Origin of the sequence: Amycolatopsis minnesotensis, from assembly GCF_039529815.1 — a bacterium.
GTDB classification, from domain to species: domain Bacteria; phylum Actinomycetota; class Actinomycetes; order Mycobacteriales; family Pseudonocardiaceae; genus Amycolatopsis; species Amycolatopsis minnesotensis.
On sequence record NZ_BAAANN010000018.1, the window covers coordinates 58261 to 75354 of the forward strand.

18 protein-coding genes are annotated in these 17094 nt (G+C 71.1%); 13 read left to right on the forward strand and 5 right to left on the reverse strand.

Annotated features, from left to right (window positions below):
* The first annotated feature begins 230 nt into the window (after positions 1-230).
* Positions 231-1412, forward strand: a complete 1182-nt coding sequence (locus ABD256_RS22780) for a hypothetical protein (RefSeq protein WP_344422249.1) — start codon at positions 231-233, stop codon at positions 1410-1412.
* Here ABD256_RS22780 and ABD256_RS22785 read toward each other — a convergent pair.
* Positions 1409-2251: an ABC transporter permease gene (locus tag ABD256_RS22785; protein ID WP_344422252.1), complete on the reverse strand. Its 843-nt coding sequence runs from the start codon at positions 2249-2251 to the stop codon at positions 1409-1411. The genes ABD256_RS22780 and ABD256_RS22785 overlap by 4 nt on opposite strands.
* A complete protein-coding gene (locus tag ABD256_RS22790; RefSeq protein WP_344422255.1) occupies positions 2248-3141 on the reverse strand; it encodes an ABC transporter ATP-binding protein in 894 nt (297 codons plus the stop codon). The genes ABD256_RS22785 and ABD256_RS22790 overlap by 4 nt, the downstream gene beginning before the upstream one ends.
* Positions 3142-3361: 220 nt before the next feature.
* On the opposite strand from ABD256_RS22790, the gene ABD256_RS22795 reads away from it, so the two are divergent.
* Positions 3362-4321, forward strand: coding sequence for a helix-turn-helix domain-containing protein (locus ABD256_RS22795; protein WP_344422258.1), 960 nt, complete (start codon positions 3362-3364; stop codon positions 4319-4321).
* Positions 4322-4348: 27 nt separating this feature from the next.
* Here ABD256_RS22795 and ABD256_RS22800 read toward each other — a convergent pair whose 3' ends face one another.
* Positions 4349-4735: a winged helix-turn-helix transcriptional regulator gene (locus tag ABD256_RS22800; RefSeq protein WP_344422262.1), complete on the reverse strand. Its 387-nt coding sequence runs from the start codon at positions 4733-4735 to the stop codon at positions 4349-4351.
* 101 nt (positions 4736-4836) lie between these two features.
* On the opposite strand from ABD256_RS22800, the gene ABD256_RS22805 reads away from it, so the two are divergent.
* From ABD256_RS22805 to ABD256_RS22830, 6 genes are all read left to right on the forward strand, one after another.
* Positions 4837-5697: an alpha/beta fold hydrolase gene (locus ABD256_RS22805; RefSeq protein ID WP_344422266.1), complete on the forward strand. Its 861-nt coding sequence runs from the start codon at positions 4837-4839 to the stop codon at positions 5695-5697.
* A gap of 71 nt (positions 5698-5768) precedes the next feature.
* Positions 5769-6572 (forward strand): trypsin-like serine peptidase, encoded by an 804-nt coding sequence (locus tag ABD256_RS22810; RefSeq protein WP_344422269.1) that lies wholly within the window; start codon positions 5769-5771, stop codon positions 6570-6572.
* A 173-nt stretch (positions 6573-6745) separates the two neighbouring features.
* On the forward strand, positions 6746-7678 hold the full coding sequence (locus ABD256_RS22815; protein ID WP_344422272.1) for an SDR family NAD(P)-dependent oxidoreductase: 933 nt from the start codon (positions 6746-6748) through the stop codon (positions 7676-7678).
* Positions 7679-7733: 55 nt separating this feature from the next.
* The gene (locus ABD256_RS22820; protein WP_344422275.1) at positions 7734-8423 is read left to right on the forward strand and encodes a TetR/AcrR family transcriptional regulator; all 690 of its coding nucleotides are present in this window, start codon (positions 7734-7736) and stop codon (positions 8421-8423) included.
* Positions 8420-9550 (forward strand): FAD-dependent oxidoreductase, encoded by a 1131-nt coding sequence (locus ABD256_RS22825; RefSeq protein ID WP_344422278.1) that lies wholly within the window; start codon positions 8420-8422, stop codon positions 9548-9550. Before ABD256_RS22820 ends, ABD256_RS22825 begins: the two co-directional genes overlap by 4 nt.
* Before the next feature lie 17 nt (positions 9551-9567).
* Positions 9568-10284, forward strand: a complete 717-nt coding sequence (locus ABD256_RS22830; protein WP_344422281.1) for an alpha/beta fold hydrolase — start codon at positions 9568-9570, stop codon at positions 10282-10284.
* 6 nt (positions 10285-10290) lie between these two features.
* On the opposite strand, the gene ABD256_RS22835 is transcribed toward ABD256_RS22830, so the two are convergent.
* The gene (locus ABD256_RS22835; protein WP_344422560.1) at positions 10291-11163 is read right to left on the reverse strand and encodes an alpha/beta fold hydrolase; all 873 of its coding nucleotides are present in this window, start codon (positions 11161-11163) and stop codon (positions 10291-10293) included.
* Between the two features lie 268 nt (positions 11164-11431).
* Here ABD256_RS22835 and ABD256_RS22840 point away from each other — a divergent pair, with 268 nt between their 5' ends.
* Positions 11432-14587: an ATP-binding protein gene (locus tag ABD256_RS22840; protein ID WP_344422285.1), complete on the forward strand. Its 3156-nt coding sequence runs from the start codon at positions 11432-11434 to the stop codon at positions 14585-14587.
* A gap of 6 nt (positions 14588-14593) precedes the next feature.
* On the opposite strand, the gene ABD256_RS22845 is transcribed toward ABD256_RS22840, so the two are convergent.
* Positions 14594-14893 (reverse strand): hypothetical protein, encoded by a 300-nt coding sequence (locus ABD256_RS22845; RefSeq protein ID WP_344422287.1) that lies wholly within the window; start codon positions 14891-14893, stop codon positions 14594-14596.
* Between the two features lie 132 nt (positions 14894-15025).
* On the opposite strand from ABD256_RS22845, the gene ABD256_RS22850 reads away from it, so the two are divergent.
* The 4 genes from ABD256_RS22850 (at position 15026) to ABD256_RS22865 (ending at position 16961) form a co-directional block, all read left to right on the forward strand.
* Positions 15026-15904 carry a helix-turn-helix domain-containing protein gene (locus ABD256_RS22850; RefSeq protein ID WP_344422290.1) on the forward strand — a complete coding sequence of 293 codons (879 nt, stop codon included), beginning with the start codon at positions 15026-15028 and terminating at the stop codon, positions 15902-15904.
* Complete coding sequence (locus ABD256_RS22855; RefSeq protein WP_344422293.1) at positions 15901-16080, forward strand: DUF397 domain-containing protein; 180 nt, start codon at positions 15901-15903, stop codon at positions 16078-16080. The genes ABD256_RS22850 and ABD256_RS22855 overlap by 4 nt, the downstream gene beginning before the upstream one ends.
* A gap of 169 nt (positions 16081-16249) precedes the next feature.
* A complete protein-coding gene (locus ABD256_RS22860; RefSeq protein WP_344422296.1) occupies positions 16250-16429 on the forward strand; it encodes a DUF397 domain-containing protein in 180 nt (59 codons plus the stop codon).
* Between the two features lie 49 nt (positions 16430-16478).
* Positions 16479-16961, forward strand: a complete 483-nt coding sequence (locus ABD256_RS22865; RefSeq protein ID WP_344422299.1) for an SRPBCC family protein — start codon at positions 16479-16481, stop codon at positions 16959-16961.
* The last annotated feature ends 133 nt before the right edge of the window (positions 16962-17094 follow it).

The following is a 17094-nucleotide window of genomic DNA, read 5'->3' on the forward strand; positions in this document are numbered from 1 at the left end:
CACCTGAGTTAATTAGGGTGGGGCGGTCCAGGGTGAAGGCCGGGTTTGTGACGTCTGGTTCCCTGAAGGCGTCCTTCAGGGGCGATGCGGGCGTGCTTCGGCGGACCCGCGACCTCGCCACCCAGCTCACCGGAATCGACGCGCTGATGCCCCGAAGGTGACCTTCGGGGCATGCGGGGCGCCACGGCTAGCCTGAGCGCGTTCGCAGTGGGCACGGGGAGGGGCGAGTGATGGACCAGCACGACCGCGACATCGCGGAGCAGTGGTTCCGGCGCAGGGGGCTGCCTGCCGTGGTCAAGGGAAAGCCGGCGCAGCTCCTCGTGCGCATCGTGCCCGGCGAGGTGTTCCTGCTGCTGTTCCTGGGGTTCTCCGCCGGGGTCGCGGCCATCCTCGACCGGAGCGAGGAGGACCTCGACCGGCTGATGAAGACCGGCGAGTTCGCGCTGCTCTTCATCGGCCTGCTGCTGTGCCTCGCGGTCCTGCCGCCGCTCGGTGCCTGGTTCGCCGCCAAGTGGGTCCGTATGCGGGTGCTCGACCGGCGCGGGACAGCCACCGCCGCAGTGGTGGCCGCGGTCTTCGTCGTGGTCAACCCCGTGGTGGACCGGCTGACCCCGCCGCACTACTCGCTGCCGGGCGGGGCCGCGGTGCAGGTCGGCCTGCTCGTGGCGCTGCTGGTGGCCGCGTTCTTCGGCGGCGGCTCGATTCTCGGCTGGGCGCTGCGCGCGGCGTTCCGCCAGCTCGGCAGGCTCGGCGACCTGACCAGCCGCGCGCTCCCGCTGTTGCTGCTGTTCACCGTCTTCGGGTTCTACACCACCGAGATCTGGCAGGTCGCCGCCGAGCTGAGCAGGCACCAGATGTGGCTCGTGGTCGGGCTGTTCTCGGTGATCGCGATCCTGTTCCTGATGTCGACGCTGTCCGACGAAGTCCATTCGCTGACCGGAAAGGACGCCGTCGAGCCGGAACCGGGCAAGCTGGACGGCACTCCGTTCGCGGCGGGTGCCGCCACGGAGGCGCCCAGCGCGCCGTTGCGGAAGCTGGAGCGCTGGAACCTGGTGCTCGTGCTGGTGCTGACCCAGATCCTGCAGACGCTGGTGCTGTCCGTCCTGACGTTCGTGTTCTTCGTGGTGTTCGGCGTCATCACCATCAAGGACTCGGTGATCAAGGCGTGGATCGGGCACGACCCGACCACCGGGAAGCTCTTCGGGTTCGAGGTGCCCCCGCCGAACGAGCTGCTCCAGGTTTCCCTGTTCATCGCGGCGTTCTCGGCGCTCTACTTCGCGGCGGCCGCGGTGACGGACTCGAACTACCGCAGGTCGTTCTTCGACCCGCTGGTCCGGCACATGGCCACCAGCCTGGCGGCGCGGGACATCTACCTCGCCCGCCTCCGCGCCGACAGGTCCACAGTGGACTAGCCGATGCGCCGCAGTGCCCGTTCCCTGCGGTCCGCGACGCTCGAACCGGATTCGCGGCGGGCCATGCGGCGCAGCACGACCGGGGCGACCAGTACGCCGAGCACGGCCCACGCGCCCAGCACGCCGACGGTTTCCAGGTGCCGCCACGATTCGCCGATCTCGATGCTGACGGCGCCGTCGGGCAGCAGCGCCGAGCGCATCGCGAGGCCGAGCCAGTAGATCGGGAACACCTGGGCGATCCACTGCAGCCAGTCCGGCAGCGCGGTGACCGGGTAGAAGATGCCGGACACCGCGATCATGCCCAGTATCGGCAGCGTGATCAGGCCCTGCGCGCGTGCGCTGGTGAACACCGAGCCGAGCACGGCCCCGATCGGCAGCGTCGCGACCAGTCCCAGCGCGAGCGCCCAGGCGAGTGTCAGCCACGAGCCCGCGCTGCCGACGGTGAGACCGGGGACGATCAGCAGCGCGGGCACCAGGAAGATCGCGAGATCGGCGACGAGCCCGCCGGACACCGAGACGATCTTTCCGACGAGGTAGCCCGCCATTCCGTTCGGCGTCGCCTTCGCGCGCAGCAGGGTGCCGTCCTCGCGTTCGGCGGTGAGCTGCTGGCTCATCGTCACCATCGCCATCGACGCGTTCATGCCGAGGATGCCGGGCAGCACCAGCGTGCCGAGCGCGAATCCGGTGCCACCGAAGGAAACGTCGCGGAGGAAGAACGTGACCGCCACCATCAGCAGCGGCCAGAAGCAGTGCCCCCACAGGTCGGCGCCGTTGGTGAAGGACTGGCGCAGCTCGATCGCGCCACGGGTCCAGCCCGCGCGCAGCACCGCTGAATTCATTCTGCGACTCCGGATTCGGCGTGGTGGACCAGCGACAGGTAGGTGTCTTCGAGCGAGGACCGGCGGACTTCGAGGTCCTCGATCGCTTCGCCGTACCGCTTGAAAAGCTCGAAGGTGAACTTGGTCGATTCGGTGGTCGCCCGGGAGAACCGCTTCCCGGCACGGGTCCAGCGCACCTCGTCCTCGCCCGCGATCTGCTTCGCCAGTTCCGCCGCGGTGCCGTCGGCCGCGATCCGGCCGCCGTCGAGGACCAGGATGCGGTCGGCCAGTTTCTCGGCCTCGTGCAGATCGTGCGTGGTGAGCAGGATCGTCGTTTCCCCCGCTGCGGCGAGGTTCTGCACCAGCGCGTGGAATTCGCGCCTGGCCACCGGGTCCAGCCCCGCGGTCGGTTCGTCGAGGAAGACCAGTTCGGGGCGTCCGACGAGACCGATCGCCACGTCGAGCCTGCGCCGCTGCCCGCCGGAAAGCATCCGGACCTTCTTGTCCGCGTGCTCGGTCAGCCCGACCGCGGCAACGAGTTCGCCCGCGTCCCACGGCCGTTCGACGCGTTCGCTGGAATAGGGCGCGTAGTAGGAGCCGAGATGGGCGAGCAGTTCGCGCACGCGCCACTTTCCGTGGTCCCGCCAGGATTGCAGCACGACCCCGACCCGAGCGCGCCACGATTCGGTGGCGTGGGCCGGATCCGTGCCGAGCACTTCGACCCGGCCGGCCGAGCGCAGCCGGAACCCTTCCAGTATCTCGATCGTCGTCGTCTTGCCCGCGCCGTTCGGCCCCAGCAGGCACAGCACCTCGCCGTGCCGCGCGCGGAAGGTCACCTCGTGCAGGACGTCGGTCGTGCCGTAGCGCATGCGCAGGCCGTCGACATCGACCACGACCCCCTTGTTCGTCATCGATTCCGCCCTCGGTCGAATTCTCGGTGAAGTCATCAGGAACGCTACGAAGCGTTCACGCGAGCGTCAATTGACAGGGACGCGCTTTCCGGAGTTTTACCTGCAAGGAACCAATCAATTGACGCAATCGCGCTGAGGGTGAACGCAACGATTTTCGGTATTGTCGTTGCAATGCGGTGATCGTGAATGCACACTGGGGGAAACCGGAAGGGGGGCGCCGATGCCGGGAGGCAGGCTGACCAGCCAGGACCGCAGGCGCATCGCGTCGGGCCTGTCCGACGGGCTCGGCTACGCCGAGATCGCCAGGGAGCTCGGCAGGCCGACATCGACGGTCAGCAGGGAAGTGGCGCGCAACGGCGGGCCGGGGGACTACCGGGCCGGCCGGGCGCACCAGGCCGCGTGGCGGCGCGCCCGCAGGCCGAAACGGGGCTGGGCCGCGGAATCGACGGCGGGTGCCGAAGGCAGGGACCCGGCGGCGGCCGGCGAGTTCGTGGACCGGCTCGCGGCGCAGATGATGCTGTCCGGGCTGCCGAGGATGGCGGCGCGCGTGTTCGCCTGCCTCGTCACCACCGATTCCGGTGCGCTGACCGCGGGCGAACTGGTGCGGGGGCTCCGGGTCAGCCCCGCGTCGGTGTCCAAGGCCGTCGCCTACCTCGAGGAACTGGACGTCGTCGGCCGTGCCCGCGTTCCGGGGCAACGCCACGAGACCTACCTGATCGACGACGACGTGTGGCTCCGCACCTGGCTGACCAGCGCCAGGACCAACGCCCGGTGGTCCGACACCGCGCGGGAAGGCGCCGCGCTCTTCGGCACGGCCACCCCGGCCGGGGCCAGGCTGGAGCAGATGGGCGAGTTCTTCGCGCGCCTGGCCGAGGACATGAGCGGGGGCGCGGGCGCGGTCGCCTTCGACGACGCGCTGACGGTGCTCGCCGCGCTCGTCCACGCCGGCACGCCACGCACCGCGCGCGAGCTGTCCCTCGCACTGGGCTGGCCGCTCGACCGGGTCGAGATTGCCTTGCGCGACGCGGAAAAACGTCCCGACCTCACCGATCCGGTGGTACTCCGCCACACCGGATCGGGTGCCTGCACCGCCGTCGCCGTGCCCGACCGGCTCACCGCGGCTCAGCGCGGTGCGCTCGACTCCCCGCTCGGCCGGCTCACCCTCGGCGCCGGATCCTGACGAAGGAGCGGCCCGGCGATCCACTCGTCACTTCTCGGCGGTGCCGCTCGCCGCGTTGGCGCGGTCGATCTCGGCCATGTGCGTTTCGGCCCAGTCCCGGACGGCGGCCAGCGGCGCGTCGAGCGACAGCCCCAGCTCCGTGAGCCGGTAGTGCACCCGCGGCGGCACCACCGGTTCCACCCGGCGCTCGACCAGCCCGTCACGGGTGAGGCCGTGCAGGGTCGTGGAGAGCATCTTCTGCGAGATACCGGGCATGCGGCGGCGAAGCTCGGCGAAGCGCACCTCGTGCGGGTATGCCTCGGCGAGGACCTTGACCGCCATCGACGTCCACTTCGTGCCGATGCGGTCCAGCAGGCGGCGGGCCGGGCAGTCGGGGTCGAACACATCGCCCTTCGCCGGACGGAGGGAGGTCACCTCGGGCTCACCACCTGACTCGGAAGTGCGGTCTTGGCACGACCGCATCGGTTACCTACCGTTTCATAGTAACCAAAGGTAACCGACTTGAGGGGCTGCCCATGTCCGATATCGAGCTGCGTCGCGTCGTGGCCAACGGCATCGAGATCAGCGCGGCGGTCGCCGGGCAGGGCAGTCCCGTGCTGCTGCTGCACGGGTTCCCGCACACGTGGCAGCTCTGGCACGCGATCCTGCCCCGCCTGGCACGGACCCATCGGGTCATCGCGCCGGACCTGCGCGGGCTCGGGGCCACCGCTCGCCCCGCCGACGGCTACGACGCGGGCACCCTGGCCGTCGACGCGGAACGCCTGCTCGACGCGCTCGGCGAACCGGTCGCGTCGGTGGTCGGCATCGACGCGGGCGCGCCGCCCGCCTTCCTGCTGGCGATGCGGCGGCCGGACCGCGTGCGGCGGCTCGTCGTGCTGGAGTCCCTGCTCGGCAGGCTGCCGGGCGCGGAGGACTTCCTCGCCGGTGGCCCGCCGTGGTGGTTCGGCTTCCACGCCGTCCCCGGCCTCGCCGAGACCGTCCTAATCGGACACGAGGCCGAGTACGTCGACTGGTTCCTCGACGCGGGCACGCACGGGCGCGGAGTGCCGGGGGAGATCAGGGACCGGTTCGTCGAGGCCTATCGCGGCCACGACGCGCTGCGCGCCGCGTTCTCGCACTACCGCGCGATGCCAGCGTCCGCAAGGCAGATCGACGAGGCCGTGGTGTCCGGCAGGCTCACCGTGCCCACCATGGCGATCGGCGCCCACCCGGTGGGCAACGCGCTCGAACGCCAGCTCCGCCCGATCGCCGACGACCTCGTCGCGCATCTCGTCGAGGACTGCGGTCACCTCGTCCCGCTGGACCGTCCCGATGTGCTCGGCCCGCTGCTGGCCGATTTTCTCAGCGAGCGGCGCGAACTTGGGCCAATGGTGTGAATCGCTGTGAGATACCTGTGGATCGCGTGTGACGGGATGCGTTCGCGGCGGCGCTGTGATGATCTGACACCGTGGCGTTCAAGACTTTCCGGCCCGCGGGAGCGGCCGCGGCGACGGTGTTGCTGGTACTCGGCGTCGTGGTCAGCACCGACACGACGACCGGGGACACGAGCGACGCCACGGCGGCCGCCGCCGACGCCTACACCACCTCGCTCGCCGCGAAAACGGTCATCACCACGCCCGCCGCCAGCCCGTCCGTCGGCGCGCTGTTCGGCGGTGACGAGCACTTCTGCAGCGGGAGCGTCGTGCACAGCGCGGCGGGCGATGTCGTGCTCACCGCCGCGCACTGCGTCAACGACGGCGACGGCACCGGGAACTACGAGGGGCTGACCTTCGCGCCCGGCTACCACGACGGTATCGCTCCGTACGGCATGTGGGCGGTCACCGTCGCCGCCGTCCCCGACGGGTGGGCGTCGGGCGGCGACCCCGATCTCGACTTCGCGTTCCTGACCGTGCGCCAGGACGGGACCTCGGCGAGCGTGGAAAGCCTGACCGGCGCGAACACCCTCGGCACCGATCGCGGGTTCCCCAACCTGATCACCTTGACGGGCTACCCCGACGAAGCCGACGCGCCGACCGTCTGCCAAGGCGTCACCAGCCGGTCCGGCACCTACCAGCAGCGCGTGGCCTGCCCCGGTTTCCCGGACGGCACCAGCGGCGGCCCGTGGGTGACCGATGTGGACGCGGCCACCGGCGACGGCACGGTGATCGGCGTGATCGGCGGCTACCAGTACGGCGGCGATTCGCCCGACGTCTCGTACAGCTCCTACTTCGACTCCGACGTCAGGGACCTGTACGAGTCGGTCACCGGCTGATCTCGTGGGTTCGTGGCGGGGTCGGCATGCCCTGAAGCCGAAGCCACTGCAAGCCGAGGCCACCGCAAGCCGAGACCATCGACTGCGAAGATGTAGTGATTGCACTTTTGTAGTTGCTGTGGAATCGTGGCAGAGGAGGTCGCTGTGGCCTCCCTGAGCACGAGGAGTCAGCGATGCGGTCCAGTGCGCACTGGGACGTCCGGCGGCCGCCGCGGGCGGACGGCAAGACGGTCCTGGTCACCGGTGGCAACGCCGGGATCGGCTACTTCGTCGCCGAGCAGCTCGCCGGGAGCGGGGCCACCGTCGTCATCGGCAGCAGGGACGCGGCGAAGGCCGAGGCCGCGCTGACGTCGATCCGGTCGAGGGTCCCCGGCGCCGAGGTCCGGCACGTCCGGCTCGACCTCGCCGATCTTTCCTCGCTGGAAGCCTCGGTCGGCGCGCTGGATCTCGACCGCCTCGACGCGGTCGTGCAGAACGCCGGGGTGCTGCTCGACAACCCGCCCCGGCGCGAAACCGCCGATGGCAACGAGCTGATGTTCGGCACCAACCATCTCGGGCACTTCGCGCTGACCGCGCGGCTGGGGCCGCTGCTGTCGGCGACGCCGGGCAGCAGGGTCGTCGTGACGGGCAGTTTCGCGGGAAAGCAGGAGCGCCTGGACCTCGACGATCTCCAGTCCACCCGCGACTACCGGCCGAAGCGGACCTACGGGCGGTCGAAGCTGGCGCAGATGGTGTTCGGCTTCGAACTCGACCGGCGGCTGCGCGCGGCGGGCAGCGGGACCGCGTGCGTGGTGGCCCATCCCGGCGGCGCGCTGGATTCGCTGACCCCGGCACGCCCGCCGGTGCACGAGCGGACCGCGGGCGAGCGGCTGCGCGGGCTGCCGCTCGGGCTCGTCGTGCAGGGGAAGGAAGCCGCCGCCTGGCCCGCCGTGCGCGCGGTGCTCGACCCGTCCGTGTCCGGCGGGCAGCTTTGGGGGCCACGGGTCTTCGGGCTGCGCGGCCTGCCGGCGCTCGAACCGGTCCGGGAGCACCTCTCCGATCCTGACAGCGCGGCGCGCCTGTGGGCCGCCAGTGTCGAGCTGACCGGTGTCGACCCCACGATGTGACGAACATGTTCGCTACGAACTAGATCGTAACGAACATGTTCGTTACATTGGGGATATGACACCAGAAGTGCCGCGCAGTCGTCGTGAACGGCCCGCGAAACCCGCTTTGACCAGGGCGGGAATCGTGTCCGCCGCAATCGGCGTGCTACGGGCGGAGGGATTGCCGAAGGTCACCATGCGCCGTATCGCCCAGGAACTGGACACCGGTCCGGCATCGCTCTACGTCTACGTCCGGAACACCGCCGAGCTGCACGCGGCGATCCTGGACGAGCTGCTGGGCACGATCGAGACGGCGCCGGAGCGGGGAAGCTGGCGTGCACGCGTCGAGCAGGTGCTCGGCTCGTACACCCGGACGCTCTTCGAGTACCCGAGCCTCGCGCGGTCCGCGGTTTCGGCGCGCCCGAGCGGCGAGAACTACCTGAACCTGTGCGAACGGCTGCTGGCACTGCTGGACGAGGGTGGCGTCCCGCCCGCGCAGGCGGCGTGGGGCGTGGACGTGCTCCTGCAGCTCGCCACCGCGACCGCCGCGGAACACGCCACCCAGGACGAAAGCAGCGACAACGCCGACGAATGGGACGCGCTCACCCGCGCGCTGCACGGGGTGTCCGCGGACACCCACCCGCGCATCGCCGCGCTCGGGCCCCGGCTGCTCTCGGGCACTCCGGAGCAGCGGCTCTCGTGGGGCCTTCGAAGCGTGCTCAACGGCATCGCGCACACCCCGGTACCGGAGGGAGAACCGAAATGACCACACACCACCCCATCGCGATCATCGGGGCCGGACTCGGCGGCCTCACCCTCGCCCGCGTGTTGCGGGTGCGAGGACTCGACGCCGCCGTCTACGAACTCGAAGCCTCACCGACCGCCCGCACGCAGGGCGGCATGCTCGACATCCACGAAGAGAGCGGCCAGCTCGCCCTGCGCGCCGCGGGCCTGCACGACGAGTTCCGCGAGCTGATCCACGCCGGCGGGGAGGCGATGCGCATCCTGGACGAGCACGCGGTCGTCCGGATGGAGGAGGCCGACGACGGCGATGGCGGCCGTCCCGAGGTCGATCGCGGGAAGCTGCGGGATCTCCTGCTCGGCTCGCTCCCCGACGGCACCGTCCACTGGGGACAGAAGGTCACCGGTGCGCGCCCGCTCGGCCACGGCAGGCACGAGGTCACCCTCGCCGACGGCACCGCGTTCACCACCGACCTGCTCGTCGGCGCGGACGGCGCGTGGTCGAAGATTCGCCCGCTGCTGTCCGCGGCCACCCCTGTCTACAGTGGATTTTCCTTCGTCGAAGCCGATCTGCTCGACGCCGACACCCGTCATCCGGTCAGCGCCACCGTCGTCGGCGGGGGCATGCTGTTCGCGATCGGCGCGGGGAAGGGTTTCCTCGCGCACCGCGAGCCCGACGGGAGCCTGCACGTCTACACCGCGCTCGAAGTGCCGGAGGACTGGATCCCCGGTATCGACTTCGCGGACACCGCGGCCGCGAAATCCGCCGTGCTGAGCCATTTCCACGGCTGGGACCCGAGCCTGCGCGCACTGCTCGCGGACGCCGACACCGCGCTCATCCCGCGCCCGATCTTCGCGCTGCCGGTCGGGCACAGCTGGGACCGGGTGCCAGGGGTGACGCTGCTCGGTGACGCCGCGCACCTGATGTCGCCGTTCGCGGGCGAGGGCGCCAACCTCGCCATGCTCGACGGTGCCGAACTCGGGGAAGCCATCGCGGCGCACCCCGGTGACCTCGAATCCGCGCTCGCCGCCTACGAGCGCGCGTTGTTCCCGCGCAGCGAGGAATCGGCGGGGGAGTCCGCCGCCAACCTCGTCTCCGCCTTCGCGGCCGATTCGCCGCAGAGCCTGCTCGACCAGTTCGCCGCACACTGAAATCCAAGGAGACCCCGATGGCACCACCGTTGACCCGCCGCGTGCTCGAACCGCGGCCTGGCCTGTCCGTGACCGTGCGAGAGGCGGGTGACGGCCCCGCCGCGCTCGTCCTGCACGGCGGCGCGGGGCCGGACAGCGTGACCTCCATCGTCGACCACCTCGCGCCGGGGCACCGCGTGCTGGCGCCGACGCATCCCGGCTGGGACGGCACTCCGCGACCCGACTGGTTTTCCGGGGTCGGCGAACTCGCCGCCACCTACCTCGGCGTGCTCGAAGAGTCCGGAATGGACGAAGTCACCGTGGTCGGCACCTCGCTCGGCGGCTGGGTGGCCGCCGAACTGGCCGTCCGCGACGGCGGCCGTCGCGTCGCGCGGCTCGTCCTGATCGGTGCCTCCGGCCCCGAGATCCCCGGCCCGTCGATCACGATGCCGGGGCAGGGCGGCCCGCTGCCGCCGGGACGGGGCCCGTCGCCGGAAGCGATGGCCGCCCTGCGCGCCTACGCCGGACCGGACATGGCGGACCCGGAGCTGGGGCCGCGGCTCGCGGACGTGCGAGTTCCCGCGCTCCTGCTGTGGGGCGAGAACGACGTGGTGGTCCCGCCGGAGTTCGGCCGCGCCTACGCCGAGCTGTTCGCCGACGCGCGGTTCGAGCTGATCCCCGGCGGCGGGCACCTTCCGTACCGCGAAGCGCCCGAAGCCACTTTCGCCGTGCTGAAGGAATTCCTCGGCCGTTGATCCCGGTCAGCGGGCGAGGAGTTCCCGGATCGCTTTGAGCACCTCGGCAGGCGCTTCTTCGGCCATGAAGTGCCCGGCGCCGGTCGTGCGGTGATCCACCTCGGGTGCCCACGCCCGCCAGATTTCGGCGGCTTCGAAACCGAGCGCGGCGCCCCAGTCCTGCTGCAGGACCGTGACCGGCATGTGGAGCTGGTTGCCCGCCTGCCGGTCCGCGGTGTCGTGCTCGATGTCGACGGTGGCGCTCGCCCGGTAGTCGGCGACGATCGACGGCACCGCTTCACGGGACGCGCGCAGGTAGGCGGCGCGCACGTCGGCGGGGATCGCGTCCGCGGTCCCCGCCCATGCGTCGAGGAAGTGGCCGAAGAACGCGTCCGGCGCGGCGCCGATCAGCTCCTCCGGAAGGCCGGGCGGCTGCGCCATCAGGTACAGGTGGAAGGCGACGGCGGCGCGCACGCCGTGCAGCACCTCCCACGAATCCAGGGTCGGCAGCACGTCCAGCGAAGCGAGGTGGGTGATCGCGTCCGGGTGGTCGAGCCCGGCGCGGATGGCGACCAGCGCGCCGCGGTCGTGCCCGGCGAGCGCGAACCGGTCGTGCCCGAGCGCCTTCGCGAGCGCGACGACGTCGGCGGCCATGGTGCGCTTGGCGTAGGCCAGCCCGGTCGGATCGGCCGGTTTGCCGCTGTCCCCGTAACCGCGGAGGTCGGGGCAGAGCACGGTGTGGTCACCGGCGAGGTCGGCGGCGACGTGCCGCCACATCAGGTGGGTCTGGGGGAACCCGTGCAGCAGCACGATCGGGCTGCCGGAGCCGCCGACGGCGACGTTGAGCGCGACGCCGTCGGCGACCGGCACCCGCTGGTAGTCGAATCCGGGGATCTGCATGCCGAGCCTTTCGGAAGTGGGTCCTCGGCAGGTGCCGAGGACCCCAGCGTCGCCGCCGCCGATCAGCACCCGGTCAGCGTGCACTGAGCGATCCACGGTCTACGGGCGGCAAGCCGAGGCAGATGACGGCGGGTGACCTGTCGAGTTCCTGGCGGCGCAGAGTCGGGCCTCGGCCTTCGAGGGGAACTGTCCGCACACCTGATCCGGGACCGCGAGCACCCGGACCGGGCTGGGCCTAGAGTGCGGAGTGCTGAAGGAGGTCTGACCGGTGCGGTTCGAGGTGCTCGGTCCGCTGGTGGCCGGGGACGGGAACGGCACGGCGGACCTGAAGGGGCCGCGGCACCGCGCGGTGCTCGCGCGGCTGCTGGTGGCCAGGGGCCGGGTCGTGCCGGTCGGCCTGCTGGTGGACGACCTGTGGGAGAACCCGCCCGACGGCGCGCTCGGCGCGGTCCAGACCTTCGTGTCCGCGTTGCGCCGCGCGCTCGAACCCGGCCGCGCGCCGCGGACGCCCGCCAGGCTGCTGGTGACCGCGGCGCCGGGATACGCGTTGCGCGCCGAGCCCGGCGCGGTGGACGCCTGGCGTTTCGAGGCGCTCGTGACCGCCGCCGGGACCTCGCTCGAAGAGCGGCGTGCGGGCGACGCTCTGTCCGAAGTGGACCAAGCGCTGGCGCTGTGGCGCGGGCCGGCCTACGCCGAGTTCGCGGACCAGGCTTGGGCGCGCGCGGAAATCGACCGCCTCGACGAACTCCGGCTGCTCGCGGCGGAACGGCGCGCGGAGGCGTTGCTGGCGCTGGGCCGCGCCGCCGAGGCGGTGCCCGAGCTGGAGGCGCGGACCGGCACGCACCCGTGGCGCGAGGACGGCTGGCGGTTGCTCGCGCTCGCGCTGTACCGGGCCGGGCGGCAGGGCGACGCGCTCGGCGCGCTGCGCAGGGCCAGGCACGTGCTTGCCGAAGAACTCGGTGTCGATCCCGGGCCCGCACTGAGGCGGGTGGAGGCGGACATCCTGGCGCACGAGCCCGCACTGACCGCTCCGGCCGCCGAGGTGCGCGGGCCGCGGCTGGTCGGCCGCGCCGGGGAGACGGCCCAGCTCGACGAGGCCGCCGCGACCGTCGCCGAGCGGGGAAAACCGGGGCTCGTGCTGGTTTCCGGTGACGCCGGGGCGGGCAAGACCGCGCTCACCGAAGCGTTCACCGCCCGCCTCGCGGCACAGGGGTGGACGACGGCGTGGGGGAGCAACCCCGAGGACGAGGGCCTCCCCGCGGCGTGGCCGTGGAGCCGGGTACTGGCCGCGCTCGGTGCCGAGGACACGCTGGTGCCCACGACCGGCTCGGCCGAAGACCCGGTGACCGCCCGGTTCCACCGGCACCGCGCCGTCGGCGCGCACCTCGCGTCGGTCGCGCGCAAGTCCCCGCTGCTGCTGGTGCTCGACGACCTGCACTGGGCAGGCGAAGAAACCTTGGCGCTGCTGGCTTCCGTCGTCGCCGAGCCGATCGGGCCGGTACTGGTGATCACGACCTACCGCACCACCGACCTCACATCACCGCTGGCGAGCTTTCTCGGCCGAGCCGCCCGCGCCGAACCGGCGAGGGTGTACCTCGGCGGGCTTTCCGCGGCGGCGGTGTCCGAACTCGTGCGCGCGACGAGCGGTCTCGACCCGGATGAGGCGACGGTCGAGACGATCCGGCGGCGCAGCGGCGGCAACCCGTTCTTCGTCCGCGAACTCGCCCGCCTGCTCGGCTCGGACGGTGCCTTGGCTTCGGTGCCGCCCGGCGTGCGCGACGTCGTCCGGTACCGCGTCGCAAAACTGCCCGATCCGGTCGAGGCGGTGTTGCGGGTGGCGTCAGTGATCGGCACCGAGATCGATCTCGGCCTGCTGGCCGAGGTCACCGGCGGCGAGGTGCTCGACGCGGTGGAAACCGCCACGGAGCGCGGGTTCCTGACCGAACGCGGGCCGCGGCGGTTCCGGTTCGCGCACGCGCTGGTACGCGAAACCCTGTACCACGACATTTCGCGATCACGGCGGGCGCGCTGGCACGAGGAGATCGGCGGGGCGATCGAGCGGATGCGGCCGGACGACGCCGACTCGCTGGCGCACCACTTCCTCGCGGCGGAAAGCCCCAAGGCCGTCCGGTACGCGCGCGCCGCGGCGGAGCGGGCGGAACTCCGCTTCGCCCCGCACGAAGCGGCGCGGCTGTGGCTGACCGCGCTCACCGCGCACGATCGCGACGGCGACCGCGACGTGCGCGCGCGGCTGGACCTGATCATGGGCAGGGTGCGCGCGCTGGCCGTGACCGGGGAGCTGGCGGAAGCGCGCCGTCACCGCGCCGACGCGGTCGCCATCGCCGACGGCCTCGGCGATCCCGCGCTGACCGCCCGCGTGCTCGGCGCCTTCGACGTGCCCGCGATCTGGACCGAGCACGACGACCGCGACCTGGCCGCGCGGATCGCCGAGGTCACCGAACGCACACTGGCCTCGCTGCCGCCCGGCCCCACCGCGGAGCGCGGCAGGCTGCTGGCCACGCTCGCGCTGGAACTGCGCAACACCGGCGGGGACCGGGCACGGGAAGCCGCGCGCGAAGCCGAGCGCATCGCCCGCGAACTCGGTGAACTGACGCTGCTCGCGTTCGCCCTCAACGCCGCGTTCATGCAGTCCTTCGACCGCTCCGGGCTGGCACCGCGCCGGGTGCGGATCGGGGAGGAACTCGTCGACCTCGCCACCAGGCATTCGCTGGTGGGCTTCGCGGTACTGGGCCACCTCGTCCTCGTGCAGGCGCATTCAGCGCTGGCCGAGTTCGCCGCCGCGGACCGGCACGCCGAGGCGGCGGGCGCGCTGGGCGTGGACCACGAGATCCCGCTCGTGAGCGTGTTCACCGACTGGTACGCCGCGCTGCGCGCCGCCGTGACAGGACGGGCCGCCGAGGCCGAGTCCGCGTATCGCGCGGTCGGCGCGCGCACCGCGCGAACCGGAATGTCCGGAATGGACAGGGGGATCCTGCCGTTCGCCCTGCTCTGCCACCGGCTTCAACAGGGGCTAACCCCCGAGGACGGTGACTTCGGCGCGTACGAGAGCTGGTGCGGTCCCGTGCTCCGGCCCGCCGCCGGGGCGGAGATCCCGGTGTCGCCGGACGATCTGCTCCGCGAGGCCCGTGACTGTCTCCATGCGACAGTCGCGATCGGACTCGGCGACGGCCCCGCCATGACCGGCCTCTACGCGCGGCTGCTGCCCGCCGCCGACGAACTGGCTGGCGCGGGCAGCGGGATCCTCACGCTCCGGCCCGTCGCGCACTACCTCGGCGATCTCGCGTCGGCTCTCGGCCGCCGAGAGGACGCGGCGGGCCACTACCGCCAGGCGCTGGCCGTCGCGGACCGCGCGGGAGCACCGCACTGGGCCGAAGCCGCCCGCGCCGCCCTGTCCGAACACTGACTTCGGTCAACGCCACGGGCATTCGGGGTGCTGCTCGTAGGCTTCCGTGAGCTGCAGCAATGTCGAGTCCCGTAGCTGTCGCGCTCTGCCGATGGCGGCAAGGCGGTCGTGGTCGTTTTGGTAGCTGTGCCATTCGGTGAGCATGACGAGATCGTCCAGATCCGCGAGGAGGCCGTCGAGCGCCTGGCCGAGCGAGTGCCGCTCGTTCGCGAACATCCGGATCAGGAACCTCATTCGCTCGCGCACCTCCTCGCCCGTGAGTTCGGGCGGCGCGTCGCGCACCGTGGGAGAGGTCGTCGTTTCCATGCCTTGCCTCCAGTGTCGCATATCACTGTTTGTTGCGTACCATAGTGGACCATGGGTAACGACGATGCAAGCGGAGCGCGGTCATCCCGTCGGCCTGGCTGGCAGAACGAGCGACGGTGTAGGGTCTGGTACATGCCACGTAACACGCCGGAAGGCGCCGCATGGACAGCGCGCGACCGCGTCCTGTCCGGTGCCTTGGCCGAGGCGTACGCGCGGCGGAAACAGGAATCGAAGCTCAACCTCCGCGATCTCGGCGAGCAGGTCGGCGTGAGCCACGCGACACTGTCCCGCTGGTTCAACGGCCAGAACGTGCCGGGCTACGAGGACGTCGTATCCCTCGTCACCGCGCTCGGCATCGTCGGCGAGGAGAAGGAACGCATCGTCGATCTGGCCCGCAATCCCGGGCCGAACCTCTTCGCCTCCGGTGCACCCGGCGTCGGTCAGCAACTCGCGGGTGTCATGCAACTGGAACGCACCTCGTCGGCGATGACGAACTGGTCGCCCGCGGTCGTGCCCGGTCTGCTGCAGACCCGCGACTACGCGGCCGCGATCATGCAGCGCGGTGAGCTACCCGTGAGCGAGATCGAGCACCGCATCACTCTTCGCATGGCCAGGCGCGACGCGATCATGCGCGCCGATCCGCTGCGACTCGACGCGTTCGTCGGCGAACCTGCGCTGCAAGGCCAGGTCGGTGGCGCCGAGGTGATGCGCGAGCAGTTGCGGCACCTGCTCAACATGGTCGACCGGTTCGAGAACATCACGGTGCGGATGATGACGCTGTTCGGCGACTGGCATCCGGGCTTGATGGGACCATTCGTGGTGTACGACTCGCACGAGCTGCCGCCGATCGTCCATCTCGAACACCACTCGAGCGGTGTGTTCCTGTACGACGAGAAAGACGTTGCGGCATACCACGAAGCGGCCCAGACGCTTCGTGACACCGCGATGAGCCCGGATGACACCAGGGTGATGATCGAGGACCGGATCAGGCAATGGGAGGCGACAGGATGACCGGCGCACGCCACGACACGTGGCGAAAGTCCAGCCACAGCGGCCAGGAGAGCGATTGTGTCGAGGTACGGCTCGCGCCGACCGTCGGCGTGCGGGACACCAAGGATCGTGACAGCGGGTACCTCGATGTGGCTCCGGCCGCGTGGGTGGCGTTCACTCGCGAAGCCGCGCGCTGAGCACGCAACGTGCACAGAGGGTCCCAGCGGAATTCGCTGGGGCCCTTTGTCGTTCGAGCTGCCGCCGATTGTTCACCTTGAACACGGGTAGCGTGTCCCGGTACCACGAGAAACACGGTGCGGTGTACCAAGAGGCGAAGGATCAGATCAGGCAATGGGAGGCGACAGGATGACCGGCGCACGCCATGTCACGTGGCGAAAGTCCAGCCACAGCGGCCAGCATAGCGATTGCGTCGAGGTGCGGCTCGCGCCGAGCGTCGGTGTGCGGGACACCAAGGATCGTGACAGCGGGTACCTCGATGTGGCTCCGGCCGCGTGGGTGGCGTTCACTCGCGAAACCGCGCGCTGAGCACAGGACGCACAGGGGGCCCTTGCGTCGCCGCCGTACCCTTTGAGCCATGGCCGAAGCAAGTGCGACGGAAACGATCGCCTGCACGCCGGACGAACTGCTGGAGTTCGTCCTCGATCCCGAGCGGTACGCGGAGGTCGACCGCAAGATCGGCGAGATCGAGTGGGTGCGGCGCGAGGAAAACAGCACCAGATTCCGGTTCCGCGGCCGGGTTCCCGGCCTTCCCGGGCCGATGCCGAAGATCGAGTCGCGCATGACCCGCACCCCCGGCGAGCGGGTGGACGTCGTGCTGCCCCGCGTGCGCGCCAACCTGCTGGTCAACCTGGTGTCGGAGTTTTCCGCGAGCTGGGTGTGCGTCCCCGCCGACGGCGGCACCACGGTGACCAGGACGGTGCGGTTCGCCTTCAAGGGCCCCGCCAAATGGCTGGTCGAACCCGCGCTCGACCGGGCGCTGCCCGCCGACATCGTCGACGAACTGCGTCAGGCCAAGGCATACCTCGAAGCTGACACGCCTGTCGATGGTGCCCTTTAGAGTGCGCCATCGACGATGGCCATCGAGCTCGCCCGGTCCACTGTGCGCCTCGCCGCGTTCCTGACCGAGGAAGACGACGGCGGCTGGCTCGACGTGGTGCTGTGGCGAAGCCGCGCGGCTGATCGACTCGGTG

Excerpts from the sequence above, each read along its gene's own strand:
- ABD256_RS22830 (WP_344422281.1), top strand. The coding sequence starts at position 9,568 with ATGGCACCACCGTTGACCCGCCGCGTGCTCGAACCGCGGCCTGGCCTG.
- ABD256_RS22785 (WP_344422252.1), bottom strand. The coding sequence starts at position 2,251 with ATGAATTCAGCGGTGCTGCGCGCGGGCTGGACCCGTGGCGCGATCGAG.
- ABD256_RS22850 (WP_344422290.1), top strand. The coding sequence starts at position 15,026 with ATGCCACGTAACACGCCGGAAGGCGCCGCATGGACAGCGCGCGACCGC.
- ABD256_RS22790 (WP_344422255.1), bottom strand. The coding sequence starts at position 3,141 with ATGACGAACAAGGGGGTCGTGGTCGATGTCGACGGCCTGCGCATGCGC.
- ABD256_RS22815 (WP_344422272.1), top strand. The coding sequence starts at position 6,746 with ATGCGGTCCAGTGCGCACTGGGACGTCCGGCGGCCGCCGCGGGCGGAC.
- ABD256_RS22855 (WP_344422293.1), top strand. The coding sequence starts at position 15,901 with ATGACCGGCGCACGCCACGACACGTGGCGAAAGTCCAGCCACAGCGGC.
- ABD256_RS22865 (WP_344422299.1), top strand. The coding sequence starts at position 16,479 with ATGGCCGAAGCAAGTGCGACGGAAACGATCGCCTGCACGCCGGACGAA.
- ABD256_RS22860 (WP_344422296.1), top strand. The coding sequence starts at position 16,250 with ATGACCGGCGCACGCCATGTCACGTGGCGAAAGTCCAGCCACAGCGGC.
- ABD256_RS22780 (WP_344422249.1), top strand. The coding sequence starts at position 231 with ATGGACCAGCACGACCGCGACATCGCGGAGCAGTGGTTCCGGCGCAGG.
- ABD256_RS22820 (WP_344422275.1), top strand. The coding sequence starts at position 7,734 with ATGACACCAGAAGTGCCGCGCAGTCGTCGTGAACGGCCCGCGAAACCC.
- ABD256_RS22845 (WP_344422287.1), bottom strand. The coding sequence starts at position 14,893 with ATGGAAACGACGACCTCTCCCACGGTGCGCGACGCGCCGCCCGAACTC.
- ABD256_RS22805 (WP_344422266.1), top strand. The coding sequence starts at position 4,837 with ATGTCCGATATCGAGCTGCGTCGCGTCGTGGCCAACGGCATCGAGATC.
- ABD256_RS22835 (WP_344422560.1), bottom strand. The coding sequence starts at position 11,163 with ATGCAGATCCCCGGATTCGACTACCAGCGGGTGCCGGTCGCCGACGGC.
- ABD256_RS22795 (WP_344422258.1), top strand. The coding sequence starts at position 3,362 with ATGCCGGGAGGCAGGCTGACCAGCCAGGACCGCAGGCGCATCGCGTCG.
- ABD256_RS22825 (WP_344422278.1), top strand. The coding sequence starts at position 8,420 with ATGACCACACACCACCCCATCGCGATCATCGGGGCCGGACTCGGCGGC.